Origin of the sequence: Halobacillus sp. SY10, from assembly GCF_045401165.1 — a bacterium.
Taxonomy (GTDB): Bacteria; Bacillota; Bacilli; order Bacillales; family Halobacillaceae; genus Halobacillus; species Halobacillus aidingensis.
Map to the genome: position 1 here is coordinate 3928203 of NZ_CP174345.1, position 12998 is coordinate 3941200.

Here is a 12998-nt window from a genome sequence, read left to right on the forward strand (position 1 = left end):
ATGTGATTCTAGGGGCTGCGGGAAAAGGTTCTCTTTCCGTGGGCGAGTGATGAGCCTCCTCGAGCTAACGCTCTGCGGGGTCTCATCTACCACGCACTTCCCACAGGAGTCTCACCGTTTCCCTCCGCCCCTATACCAAATGAGGTTCTCGAAACCCCTCTTATAGTAAACTGCCTAGTTGTGTTGTGTAACCCTGCTTAAACTGCGTCGAAATAGGATTATTAACCATAAAAGCTCCTATTACTGGAAGGTAGTTTCGAGAATCTCTTCCGGCAAGTGGGCGGAGGGGAATGGCGAGACTCCTGCGGGAAAAAAGTGCTTGGTGAGACCCCACAGGACGCAGTCCGAGGAGGCTCACCGCGCTCCCGCGGAAAGCGAGTCATTCCCCGCAGCCCCCTTCCACTCAACAAAAGTTTCGAAACTGAGTCTTCCACAATCGGGAGCTTTAGTGGAGATAATTTATGAATTTATTGAATAAATTTGTATTTTTGCAGACCTTTTGAATGAGACGCTCGTCTAATGAAGAGGAAAGGAGAGGAAAGCCTGGTGTCCGGACATACACAAACTCATTACACACGCGAGGAAGCGGTTGAGTACATAATGGACCAATACGGAGAATCGTTGAAACGAACCATTTTTACATATGTGAAAAATCACCATACCACAGACGATATCTTTCAGGATGTTCTCCTGCAGATTTATCGGAAGTGGGACAGGTTCAACGGAGATTCCCAATTGAAGACATGGGCGATGAGAATCGCCATCAACCGATGCAAAGACTATTTACGTTCCCCTATTCACCGCATCAAAATCGCTACAGATAAATGGCGCGAGCAAAAAGACCCGAACTACACGGAGCAAAAAGTCGTCCAAAAGGAACAGTGGGATGAAATAGCGGAAGCCATCCTTCATCTCCCTATCAAATACCGGGAAGTCATGATTCTGACTTTCCAGCAAGATATGACGCAGAAACAGATTGCTGAAGCGACCGGCACACCTTTAAGCACGATCAAAACAAGGATGCAGCGTGCACGTCAACTGCTTAGAGAAAAGGCAGATGAAGGAGGGATAGACCCGTGGATCATCAACAAATAAAAGAAGCCATCAACCGTCAAATTGGCGAGGATCCTTTATTCACAGATAAAGATAAAGAGCGCTTTTATAAAAACAAGCCGAACCGACGGCAACGGTTCCCTGCTGCTCCGAAAATTGTTACGGTCCTTCTTGCTTTCTTTGTTTTAAGCGGATCCTTTTATACCTTTATAAAGACGGACTGGTTTGAGCAACCTTCTTCACCGACGCAAGAAGAAAAAGAACCAGTAGAAGAAACGCCTCCTGCACCTGATCCGGATCCAGAAGAACCTACCCATGTAAAGGTTGAGAAACTTAAAGAAGTCATTGTCTCTATGCCGAGCAAAAGCAAAATGAAAGTCGCCATTGATCAATTTGAAGGTACGGAAGTTGAATCCAAAGTAGCAGATACAGAGAATGCAAATGGAAACGAGTATGAGTTGTTTGAGAGTTATTATGCATTCGCCAGCCGGAAAGAACAAGGAAATCCACCTGCTTACGACGGCCCTCTGCCTCCCCCAAAAGATGCCTTTAAAAATGATGAGATAGAAATTTCTATGAAGCTTAACTGGGTAAAGGGGGGAGAGCGGACCTACCTAAATGAAGCGACACTCCTTTACCTATCAGAAGAAGGGGATCTGATCGAAGAAAACTACAAAGTACACGAGCGCGAGCGAAATTTCATCAATGTTAAAAATCCTAATGAACCCGTTGTCATGGACGACTTAATCCTTGGCTCCATTGCAAGATCTGTAGATAAAGAGCCAGAGGCCATCACCAAGCGTGACCTATTGTACTTAGAAGAATTGACGATTAACGCCTCCCATTTGAGCGGCATCTATGAAGTAGACGAAGATATTGAATATTTTAAAGCGATGCAGTCGCTCTTCGTGCTGAAGCTAAATCAAGCCATCATTCCAGGGGAGTTATTAAAAGAAGTTCCTTATTTGGATCAAGCAACCTTCATCGGTCCTACCGTCGACGATTTGAGTCGTGTCAAAGAAGGGCTGCAAACCATCACGTACTTGAATTTAATTAATTCCTCATTTAGAGGAACGGCTGAAGACATTCTTGAGCTGAAATCTTTGAACATCGTCAGGGTCGATCCTGCCGTTGTTCCTAATTACGAAGATTTACAATTAGAAGGTATGGACGTTCGGTGGTAGTAAACAGAAAAAAAGTAAAGGGTACGGGGATCCGCTTCCGACTGGAGGCGAGCTTCAATCCCCTTCCCTACTTATATGAGGTATAGGATTTTAAAAAGGAGGAATTTCCATGTGTGGAATTGTTGGAATTTTCAATAAAAATGGCATTGAGAATCATGCCCTCATCCAGAACATGATGGAAAAAATTCATCACCGCGGACCAGACAACCAAGGTTCATACACAAACAGAGAAATCAGTTTAGGTTTTCAGAGACTGACGATTATCGATGTTTCTGAAAATGGTAATCAACCGATGTGTAGTGAAAATGAACGGTATGTGATGGTATTCAATGGAGAAATCTATAACTTTCAAAACTTAAGAGAAGATTTACTTCTACAGGGGCACACGTTTCATAGCCAGGCGGATAGTGAAGTTGTCCTTCATGGATACGAGCAATACGGCACGGATATTTTGCAGAAGTTACGGGGGATGTTCGCTTTTTCCATATGGGACAAAGTTGAAAAACAACTCTTCATTGCCAGAGACTCATTCGGGATCAAACCGCTTTATTATACACAGGAAACGACAGACGGATCCTTCTTATTTGGGTCTGAAATCAAATCGTTTCTTGCTCACCCTCAATATTGCAAGTCCTTCAATGAGGAAGCACTGCAACCTTATCTCACCTTTCAATATTCGGCTATGGAGGAAACATTTTTCAAAGGCGTTTACAAACTTCCTCCCGGCCACTATATGATCCATGATGGGAATGATTTTGAAATAAGACCCTACTGGGAGCCCTCTTATTCTGAGCAGACAACGGATTTAAACGAAGCCATTGAGAAAATCCAGGAAGCGATGGATGATTCCATCCGTCATCACAAAATCAGTGATGTGGAAGTGGGATCCTTCCTTTCAGGAGGCATTGATTCAAGCTATGTGACGAGCTTATTGAAACCGAATAAAACGTTCTCGATCGGCTTTGAAGATTATGAAGGCATGTTTAATGAAACGACACTCGCTGAAGAGTTATCACAAAAAATAGCAGTCAAAAACTATAAACGGTTAATTTCAGCGGATGATTTTTTCCAGGCGGTTCCGACCATTCAATATCATATGGATGAACCTCATGCGAACTTGTCTTCCGTCCCTCTTTTCTTCTTAAGTGAATTGGCTAAAGAACATGTAACGGTCGTTCTCTCAGGAGAAGGAGCCGATGAACTTTTCGGAGGATATGATTGGTATAAGATCAGCCCTGAACAGAAGATTTATGAAAAAGTGCCGTTTGCGATTCGCCAATCCATTGCCACTGTTTCTTCTAAGCTTCCTAAAAATAGGATCACCACCTTTTTGAGGAGTGGCGGAGAGAAAATTGAAGTAAAATTTATCGGACATGCGAAAGTCTTCCGCCCTGAGGACGCTCACGAAGTCCTTAAACCCGCTTACCGGCAGAATCGTAAACCAGCAGACCTTTTATCAGACACCTATGCCAAAGTTTCCGGAGCGAATGATTCGACGAAGATGCAATACGCAGATCTTCATCATTGGCTTCCTGGGGATATCCTTCAGAAAGCTGATAAAATGAGTTCCGCTCACTCTCTTGAGTTACGCGTCCCCTTTTTGGATGCAAAAGTAATGGATGTCGCGTCCTCCCTCGCTCCTTCTTTAAGAGCCAATGGCAAGGACACGAAATATGCACTGAGAGAAGCAGCTAAGGCTGTGCTCCCTGAAGAATGGGCGAACCGTAAAAAAGTCGGTTTTCCAGTTCCTATCCGCGATTGGCTGAAACAGAAAAAATACTATGACTTGGTGAAAGCATCTTTAACGTCTGAAACAGCTCAGGAATTCTTCCACACCGATTCATTAGTCCAATACTTGGACGAACATTATGAGGGGAAAGGAAATCATCATCGTTATATTTGGACCGTCTATGTGTTTATTCAATGGTATGAAGTCTATTTTGGAAAAGAGGTACATCTTCAAGAAGAAGAAAACCATCTCGCTTATGCATAACAAAACCGGCAGCTTTTTAGACGCTGCCGGCTTTCGTTTATTTATTCAAATGTAATGGCCCAGCTTCCTTTACGCATGACGGATTCTGTCGTCCCGTCCGCAAGTACACCATCAATATCAAGCTCACCGGATCCCATCATGAAATCAACGTGGGATAAACTGTCATTCACACCATGTTGATCAAGTTCTTCTGCGCTCATATCTGACCCGCCTGTCATGTTATTCGGGTAAGCTTTTCCGAGGGCAAGGTGACAAGAAGCGTTCTCATCATAAAGCGTGTTATAGAAAATCAGACCAGATTGAGAAATCGGGGACTCATGCGGCACAAGCGCCAGTTCTCCAAGTCTACGTGAACCTTCGTCTGTTTCCAGAAGGTGCTTGAGTGTCTCTTCGCCTTCTTCCGCTGTGAAGTCAACAACTTTCCCCTCTTTAAACGTCAAGGTGAAATTGTCGATGACGTTTCCACCATAATTCAGCGGTTTCGTGCTGGAAACTTTTCCATCTACTCCATATTTATGAGGAGCTGTGAACACTTCTTCTGTCGGCATGTTCGGGTTGAATTGCACCTTTCCTTCAACCGTCTTCGAAGGTCCACCCTTCCAAATGTGTCCTTCAGGCAGAGCTACTTCGAGGTCCGTACCTGGAGCTTTGTAAATCAACTTCTGGTACTGTTTCTTATTCAAGTATTCACGAGCTTTGATCAATGTTTGGTTATGCTCTTCCCATGCAGCTACCGGGTCCTCACGATCGACGCGGACAATGCTGAAGATCTGCTCCCAAAGCTTCTCAACCGCTGTATCTTCCTCTTCTCCAGGGAAGATCTTTTGTGCCCACTTAGGAATAGGGATACTGACAATCGACCATTGAATACGATCATTCATCGTATAATCACGGAACTTGGACATCGCTTCTGATCTCGCTTTGGTAGCAGCTGCGACTTTGCTTGCATCAATGCCTTTCAAAAGATCAGGGTCTGTAGAGCGAATTGAAAGGATCGCCGCTCCCTGCTCAGCAAAATAAGTGTACTGCTGCTTCTGCCACTCTGGAACGTCCGATAACGTTTCCTGATCAGCATGTTCATATTTCATGCGCGTCAGTTCATCGTCACCCCAGTTAATATGTACATCTTTCGCTCCCATTTCGAAAGCTTTTCTTGCGACGATGCGTGTAAAGTCCGCTCCAGCAATCGTGGAGTTAATCATCAGCAATTGATCCTTTTGCAAATTGACACCTGTACGTAAGGCTAATTCTGCATATTTTTCCAAGTTTTCTTTGCTTGGCATTTTCATGATTACATTCCTCCTGTCAATGCTTGTATCCGTATTCATTATTCCATAAAACGCACGGAACTACAAAAATAAGCCAATCCTCATTATAAAAAAAGAGAGCGGAAAACAACGGTTCTCCACTCTCCACTCAGTCATTCTTCCTCTACTCCTTCAATAATCAAGGAAAGCTCTTCCCACCGCTCCATCTTGGCTTCCAATTCGGATTCGGCTTCATCTTTTTCCTTTGAAAGTTCCTGGACACGATCGTAGTTCGTCGCTTCTGCCGCGAGCTGCTCATCAAGAAGCTCAACCCTCTCCTCCAAAGCGGAGATTTCGTCTTCAATCGTCTCCCATTCCTGCTTCTCTCGATAGGATAACTTACGTTTTCGATTCGCACGGCGTGTATCTTCCTGAGTGGAAGGCTTCTTGTTTACCTGTTCCACTTTCTTCTCATCTTTTCTTTTCTCAAGATATTCCGTGTAATTGCCGTAAAACTTCCGGATATCTCCATCTTCTTCAAAAGCTAACAGACGATCAACCACACGATCCAAGAAATAACGGTCGTGTGAAACAGTGATGACGACACCTGGGAACTGTTCCAAGTAGTCCTCAAGCACACTCAGCGTCTCCGTATCCAGGTCGTTGGTCGGTTCGTCTAAGAAAAGAACATTCGGTTCGCTCATCAGAACCCTAAGCAAATACAAACGGCGGCGTTCTCCTCCAGAAAGACGCTTAATATACGTCCACTGCTGCGGCCGCGGGAATAAGAAACGCTCAAGCATCTGTTCTGCTGTAATTTCATACCCATCGGCTGTCGTAATGACTTCCGCTACTTCTTTGATATATTCAATGACTTTCAGACTTTCATCAAGCTCTCCATGGTCCTGTGTGTAATAGCCTATTTTGACGGTCGAACCGATGTGGACACTTCCGGTTTCCGGTTGAATGCGTTCAGCCATGATGTTCAGCAACGTTGTTTTGCCTGATCCATTCGGGCCGATGATTCCGAGTCTTTCTCCCGGCACGACAAGGTAATCTAAATCATCGATGAGCGGTTGATCTCCAAAACTGTGCGTGATTCCCTCTAACTCTATGACCTGGTTTCCTAATCGCGTAGAACCAATCGCCATATCCACATTTTCCTTCTTCGTATCAAAGGTTTCTTCCTTCATAGCTTCCACGCGTTGTTTACGAGCTTTTTGTTTCGTCGTTCTCGCTTTCACACCAGCTTTCAACCAGGCCAGCTCTCTACGTAGCGTGTTTTGGTGCTTTTGTTCAGCCTGACGCTCCCATTCTTCTCTTTCCGCTTTTTTTTCGAGGAATGTTTCATAGTTTCCCTCATAAATATACAAGCGACTCTTGTCTAGTTCATAAATCAAATTCGTCACACGATTCAAAAAGTATCTATCGTGCGTGACGACGACGAGTGATCCTCTATAGGAAGCTAAATACTCTTCCAGCCACTCAATGGTTTCATTATCAAGGTGGTTCGTAGGCTCATCCAGCAACAGCAAGTCAGCCGGCTGGATCAGGGCTTTCGCAATGGCAACCCTTTTTTTCTGTCCTCCAGAAAGTTCGCTGATCTTCTTATCGAAAAACTCGATCCCCAACTTGGATAGAACCGTTTTGGCCACCGTGTTAGCTTCCCAGGCTCCTTTTTCATCCATCTTTTGCTGAAGGTCCAGCATACGTGCCTGGACTTGTGGATCCTCCGGATGAGCTGCTAAGTCTAATAGAACTTTTTCATAGGCTCTCATGACAACCATAATTTCCGCATCACCGTGATAGATTTGCTCAAGAACTGTATTGCTCTCATCTAATTCCGGTTCCTGCGGCAAATATTCCACCGTGAAGTCCTTCGCGTGATCCATATCCCCTGAATCTCCACTCTCTAAGCCTGCGAGAATTTTCATAAGTGTGGATTTCCCTGTACCATTCACTCCAATCAGGCCGATCCGTTGTTGATTGGATATCGTGAAAGTGAGGTCGTCGAACAGATCTTTATCTCCATAACTTTTACTCAATTGATTGACTGATAGTAAACTCATTCCGCTCATTCCTTTTACTGAATATCTCTGTCCATCATATCATATATGCAAGTGTGAAGACTGATGTAGCGATTCGGACCTCGTTTGGCGCGATTCGGACCTCGTTTGGCGCGATTCGGACCTCGTTTGGCGCGATTCGGACCTCGTTTGGCGCGATTCGGACCTCGTTTGGCGCGGACGGGCATCCTATAAATGGATGCCCGTCCGCGCCATAAGAAAAACAGCCTCTGGAACGAAATCCTGAGGCTGTTTATGTTTGTTATCCTTGTTCTTTCTCCGAGGATTGATCTCTTCTCCAGTATTCCATCCCGTCGACACCCGGGAGATGATCTTGATAAAAGACCGGATCTTTTCCTGCTTTCTTTTGCTTACGATAATCTTTCAATGCAGCATAAGCTACAGATGACAATCGGAAAATAGCATACAAGTTAATCAACGCCATGATCCCCATCGTCAAGTCAGCTAGTGACCATACAAGACCAAACTCCGCAATCGCACCGAACATGACCATAAGCAGCACAGCCACTCGGTAAATAAAGATGGCTGGTTTGCTCGTTTTGATGAATTCTATGTTCGTCTCCCCATAGTAATAGTTTCCGATGATCGAACTGAATGCGAAAAGGAAGATCGCTACAGCAATAAAATTAGCCGCCCATGCACCGAGTTCAGATTCAAACGCTTCCTGGGTCAGTTGAATTCCATCAAGGTCTGTGCCTACATAATCTCCGGCAAATAGAATGATGACGGCAGTGGCACTACAAATAAGTAAGGTATCGGTGAATACCCCCAATGTCTGAATCAAACCTTGTTTGACAGGGTGCGTAACTTCAGATGTAGCGGCTGCGTTTGGCGCACTCCCCATACCTGCTTCGTTGGAGAACAATCCACGTTTGATTCCAATTAAAATCATACCACCAAACGTACCCCCAGCCACTTCACGAAAACCGAAAGCACCAGCGAAAATTTGTCCAAACATCGTTGGCACCTGTCCGATATTCACAACTAGAACGTATGCAGCAAGGATGATATAGAAAATAGCCATAATCGGAATGATAAACTGAGTCACTTGAGCAATTCGTTTTAAACCACCAAATATAATAAGAGCAACAATAAAGGTAAGAATTCCTCCAAGAAGCCATTTGTCCATATTAAAGGAATTCTCAAAAGCTAGACGAATCGTATTGGATTGCACGGAGCTGAAAACTAACCCGTACGTAAACGTAATGGTTATCGCAAAAACAATACCAAGCCCTCTGTTCTTCAACCCTTTTTCAATATAATAGGCAGGGCCACCTCGATACTGATTTTTTTCAGGAACTTTGTAGATTTGTGCAAGAGTACTCTCAATAAAGCTTGACGCTCCTCCAAGAATAGCTACAATCCACATCCAGAAAACGGCGCCGGGACCACCGACCGTAATCGCAGCGGCAACCCCTGCCAAGTTTCCCGTACCGACACGTGAAGCGGTACTAATGGCAAAAGCCTGGAACGGAGAAGTTCCTTTTTTGCCCTCAGCAGAAATGGATCGCTTATCAAAGAGAACACGAAACATTTCTGGTATGTATGTAAACTGGGCAAAGTTCAGTTTGATCGAAAACCATAATCCTAAACCGAGCAAGGCGGCAACAAGAATGGTCCCCCACATCCAGTCGTTCAGAAAAGTAAGTATATCTTCCACCATAACCTTCACCTCTCTAAGTATTATTTTCCATTTTAAGTCATTTCCCATAATCGCTTACAAACAAACACACAACTACAAGAACTCAACTATTTTACCATATATGTTCCCCACCCTCTACTTCCTATATCATACAACCCATCATTCCACTAAAGCTCCCGTTTGTGGAAAACTCAGTTTCGAGATAATCCGGGGTTCATTTGCCATATTAGGAGGCAGGGGTGATTGGGAAGCCACTCGCTTTCCTGTGGGGGAGTGGCGAGCTTCCTCGGACTACCGTCCTGTGGGATCTCGCCTATCTCCTTTCTCCCACGGGAGTCTCGCAGCTTCCCAACCACCCCATTCGATGTATGTGAGTAACGACCCCCTTTACCAAGTTGGATTGTCTTCCACCCTCCCACTTTAAGAAGTATAAAGCGCTCTACATCAAGATTTCATGCTAGAAATGATCACTGGGGATCGTTTATATTACCCCATTCACTTGAGCATACAAGCAGAGTTGCTGAGAAGTGGTTTCGAGACACTTACATGGTAAAGAGGCGGAGGGGAATGGGGAGACTCCTGCGGGAAAAAAGTGCTTGGTGAGACCCCGCAGAGCGAAGCTCGAGGAGGCTCACCGCGCTCCCGCGGAAAGCGAGCCATTCCCCGCAGCCCCCATCCACTCAACAAAAGTCTCGAAACTGAGTCTTCCACAATTCTGCCATATAGTTTAATAGAGTATTAAAACCACCTAATAGTCTAAATGAAAAAAATTCTCAATATTCGCTTGACTTCTTTGCTCAATCTATTAGAATTGAATCTGGAATGAAAATCATTATCAATGATTAATAAAATTTTTACATAAGAGGTGGAAAGAACATGAGAAACAAATGGTTTTTAATGAGCTTCATCCTTATCCTTTCTATGTTCGTGCTCGCTGCTTGCGGCGGAGACGATCAGGAAGAAGCAACAGACTCAAATGAAGAAGAAACAACAAACACAGAAGAAAATAGCGAAGAAAATGCGTCAGAAGAAACTGGCGGAGAGGTCAATCTATATACTGGCCGCCACTATGACACAGACCAGGAGCTTTACGACAAGTTCGAAGAAGAAACAGGTATTAAAGTGAATGTGATTGAAGGAAAAGACGATGAATTGATTGCTCGTCTTGACCGTGAAGGCGAAGCTTCTGAAGCCGACCTTTTAATTACAGCTGATGCTGGACGTCTGCACCGCGCAAAATCCCAAGACCTTTTGCAACCCATTGAAAGTGATGTACTAAGTGAAAACATTCCGGAAAAATTCCGTGATGAAGACAACAATTGGTTTGGATTGACAAAACGTGCTCGTGTCATTGCTTACCACAAAGAACGCGTAAATGAAGAAGACATTCAAACTTACATGGACCTAACGAAAGATGAATTCCAGGACAAAGTCTTAATTCGTTCATCTTCTAACATTTACAACCAGTCCCTTGTCGCTTCTATGATTGCAACAGAAGGTGAAGAAGCTGCGAAAGAATGGGCACAGGGCATCGTAGATAACATGGCACGTGACCCTCAAGGCGGAGATCGTGACCAGGCAAAAGCTGTGGCTGCCGGTGAAGGTGATGTAGCCGTTATGAATACCTACTACATGGGTAAAATGTTGAATTCTGAAGATGAAGAAGAAGTCAAAGTTGCTGAACAGCTGGGAATTATGTTCCCGAACCAGGATACAACGGGTACTCACGTGAACATCAGTGGCGTAGGTGTGACAGCAAGCAGCCAAAACACAGAAAACGCGCAGAAGTTTATTGAGTTCCTTTCCAAAGAGGAAGCACAAAAACAATTTGCTGAAGCAAACTATGAATACCCAGTCAACCCTAATGTAGAGCCTTCTGAGCTTCTGCAAAGCTGGGGTGAGTTCAAGGAACAAGACATTCGCCTGAATGAACTTGGTGAGAACAACGACCGTGCGATTCAAATCATGAATGAAGTCGGCTGGAAATAGTAAGCCTTCTAACCGCATCATGCCTCCCATGATGCGGTTTTTTCTATACAAAACAGTTGAGAACTGTTATCATTAAAGCGGACTCAACCTTGAATGAAGAAAGCTCACCGGCTTTTTTCATTCAAGGCTGAGCGATTGGTAGGATAAAGGACGTGTCACGCTTGAATTTGTTACGTAAGCTTCCTGGATATATGAATATATGGTCGATCCTCAGTCTAGCGATTGTCATCTTGATTCTCATTCCCAACGTGACTATCCTATTCAACTTCTTTACTCAAAAAGCGGAAAACTGGAATCACATCCAGGAATACATCTTGCCGGATCTATTAAAAAATACCGGCTTGCTCATTGTTTTCACAGGGATATTAACCATCATCATCGGCACGAGTTTAGCATGGATCGTATCGGCTTATGACTTTCCTATGAAAAAGTTCTTTAAATGGGCGCTGATTTTACCACTGGCGATTCCCCCCTACATTGCAGGTTACACATACAATGGAATCTTGAACTATACTGGCATCATTCAAACGACATTAAGAAACAACTGGGGCATTGAGGTGGATCAAGTCTATTTCAACATTCTAAACCTGCCGGGGGCCGTCTTTATATTTACGCTCTTTCTCTTTCCATATGTGTACACAATCACAAGATCTTTTCTGGCTAACCAGTCCGCATCACTCATTGAAAATGCCAGGCTCCTCGGCCGCTCTCCGGTAGATATCTTTTTCAGGGTGGTCCTCCCTATTTCCCGTGGGGCAATTGTCGGAGGCGTGAGCCTTGTGCTCTTGGAAGTATTGAATGACTATGGGGTTGTCCAATATTTTGGTGTACCGACTTTCAGTACAGCGATTTTTCAAACATGGTTTGGGATGAATGATCTCAATTCAGCCATCAAATTATCGGCGACCCTCATGTTTATCGTCTTTGCCATCCTTACTTTAGAAAAAGTGCTCCGCGGCCGTAAAAAATATGCATCGACAACGGCTAAAGCTCGCCCTCTCCACCCTACTCGATTACAAGGTTGGAAGGCATGGGGAGCTTTTGGATACTGTTTGTTTATTTTCTTATTAGGGTTTCTTATCCCATTCGTCCAACTCGTCGACTGGATGTTGTTAACTTTTGAAAAAATCGCGTCACCCGAATTTACGACACTCATATGGAATTCACTTCTTGTCTCTTTCGTTGGTGCCTTATTGATCGTCTTGTTCGCTGTAATTATTGGTAACTTTGCCAGAATGCATCAGAGCGCATTATCAAAATCCGCAGCAAAAGTGACGATCTTAGGGTATTCCATTCCGGGAGCCGTCATCGCGGTCGGGATCAGTACCGTTTTCATTGGTTTAGATAGTGGTCTTTCACGTTTTTATGAGGCTACCGGCTTGGAAAGCCGCCTATTCTTGAGTACGAGCTTGATCATCTTAATTTCTGCGTACATCATTCGCTTCCTTGCAATTGGGTACAATTCCATCGAATCAGGTTTTGATAAAATCGGAAATAAGTACACGGAAGCTTCAAGGATGCTCGGCATGAACATGACACGCACCTTTTTCAAGGTCGATTTGAAAATGATCAAAGCCCCGCTCATCAGTGGGTTTCTGCTCGCTTTTATCGAAATCATCAAAGAATTGCCTCTCACCTTGATTTTGCGTCCGTTTAACTTTGGAACGCTATCGACGAATGCCTTTAAGTACGCGAGTGACGAGCAGATTCATGAGGCGGCTCTTGCCTCCATCATCATCGTTGTCATCAGTGCCATAGCCGTTTTTGTTTTTCATCAAGTTTTAGAAAAGGAGTCGAATTGAT

8 protein-coding genes are annotated in these 12998 nt (G+C 44.3%); 5 read left to right on the top strand and 3 right to left on the bottom strand.

All coding sequences use genetic code 11. From position 1 onward, the window contains the following. The first annotated feature begins 546 nt into the window (after positions 1 to 546). The 3 genes from ACJA3J_RS19820 (at position 547) to asnB (ending at position 4230) form a co-directional block, all read left to right on the top strand. Positions 547 to 1095: a sigma-70 family RNA polymerase sigma factor gene (locus tag ACJA3J_RS19820; protein ID WP_244157225.1), complete on the top strand. Its 549-nt coding sequence runs from the start codon at positions 547 to 549 to the stop codon at positions 1093 to 1095. Further along, complete coding sequence (locus ACJA3J_RS19825) at positions 1077 to 2237, top strand: hypothetical protein (protein ID WP_406945078.1); 1161 nt, start codon at positions 1077 to 1079, stop codon at positions 2235 to 2237. Before ACJA3J_RS19820 ends, ACJA3J_RS19825 begins: the two co-directional genes overlap by 19 nt. A 109-nt stretch (positions 2238 to 2346) precedes the next feature. Further along, complete coding sequence (gene asnB, locus ACJA3J_RS19830; protein ID WP_406945079.1) at positions 2347 to 4230, top strand: asparagine synthase (glutamine-hydrolyzing); 1884 nt, start codon at positions 2347 to 2349, stop codon at positions 4228 to 4230. A 41-nt stretch (positions 4231 to 4271) separates the two neighbouring features. Here the strand turns inward: asnB and ACJA3J_RS19835 are convergent, their stop codons facing one another. The 3 genes from ACJA3J_RS19835 to ACJA3J_RS19845 all read right to left on the bottom strand — a co-directional run bounded on the left by ACJA3J_RS19835 (position 4272) and on the right by ACJA3J_RS19845 (position 9227). Then, positions 4272 to 5519 (bottom strand): aminopeptidase, encoded by a 1248-nt coding sequence (locus ACJA3J_RS19835; protein WP_115895142.1) that lies wholly within the window; start codon positions 5517 to 5519, stop codon positions 4272 to 4274. Positions 5520 to 5650: 131 nt separating this feature from the next. Then, positions 5651 to 7546: an ABC-F family ATP-binding cassette domain-containing protein gene (locus ACJA3J_RS19840; RefSeq protein WP_406945080.1), complete on the bottom strand. Its 1896-nt coding sequence runs from the start codon at positions 7544 to 7546 to the stop codon at positions 5651 to 5653. Positions 7547 to 7805: 259 nt separating this feature from the next. Next, positions 7806 to 9227, bottom strand: a complete 1422-nt coding sequence (locus tag ACJA3J_RS19845; protein WP_115823446.1) for a sodium:alanine symporter family protein — start codon at positions 9225 to 9227, stop codon at positions 7806 to 7808. Between the two features lie 855 nt (positions 9228 to 10082). Between ACJA3J_RS19845 and ACJA3J_RS19850 the strand changes: the two genes are divergently transcribed. Next, positions 10083 to 11195, top strand: a complete 1113-nt coding sequence (locus tag ACJA3J_RS19850) for a Fe(3+) ABC transporter substrate-binding protein (protein ID WP_406945081.1) — start codon at positions 10083 to 10085, stop codon at positions 11193 to 11195. A 191-nt stretch (positions 11196 to 11386) separates the two neighbouring features. Beyond that, the gene (locus ACJA3J_RS19855; RefSeq protein WP_406946338.1) at positions 11387 to 12997 is read left to right on the top strand and encodes an ABC transporter permease; all 1611 of its coding nucleotides are present in this window, start codon (positions 11387 to 11389) and stop codon (positions 12995 to 12997) included. Position 12998: the final 1 nt, after the last annotated feature.

Coding starts and splice junctions, on each gene's coding strand:
- asnB (WP_406945079.1), top strand. CDS start 2,347: ATGTGTGGAATTGTTGGAATTTTCAATAAAAATGGCATTGAGAATCAT.
- ACJA3J_RS19835 (WP_115895142.1), bottom strand. CDS start 5,519: ATGAAAATGCCAAGCAAAGAAAACTTGGAAAAATATGCAGAATTAGCC.
- ACJA3J_RS19840 (WP_406945080.1), bottom strand. CDS start 7,546: ATGAGTTTACTATCAGTCAATCAATTGAGTAAAAGTTATGGAGATAAA.
- ACJA3J_RS19845 (WP_115823446.1), bottom strand. CDS start 9,227: ATGGTGGAAGATATACTTACTTTTCTGAACGACTGGATGTGGGGGACC.
- ACJA3J_RS19850 (WP_406945081.1), top strand. CDS start 10,083: ATGAGAAACAAATGGTTTTTAATGAGCTTCATCCTTATCCTTTCTATG.
- ACJA3J_RS19855 (WP_406946338.1), top strand. CDS start 11,387: ATGAATATATGGTCGATCCTCAGTCTAGCGATTGTCATCTTGATTCTC.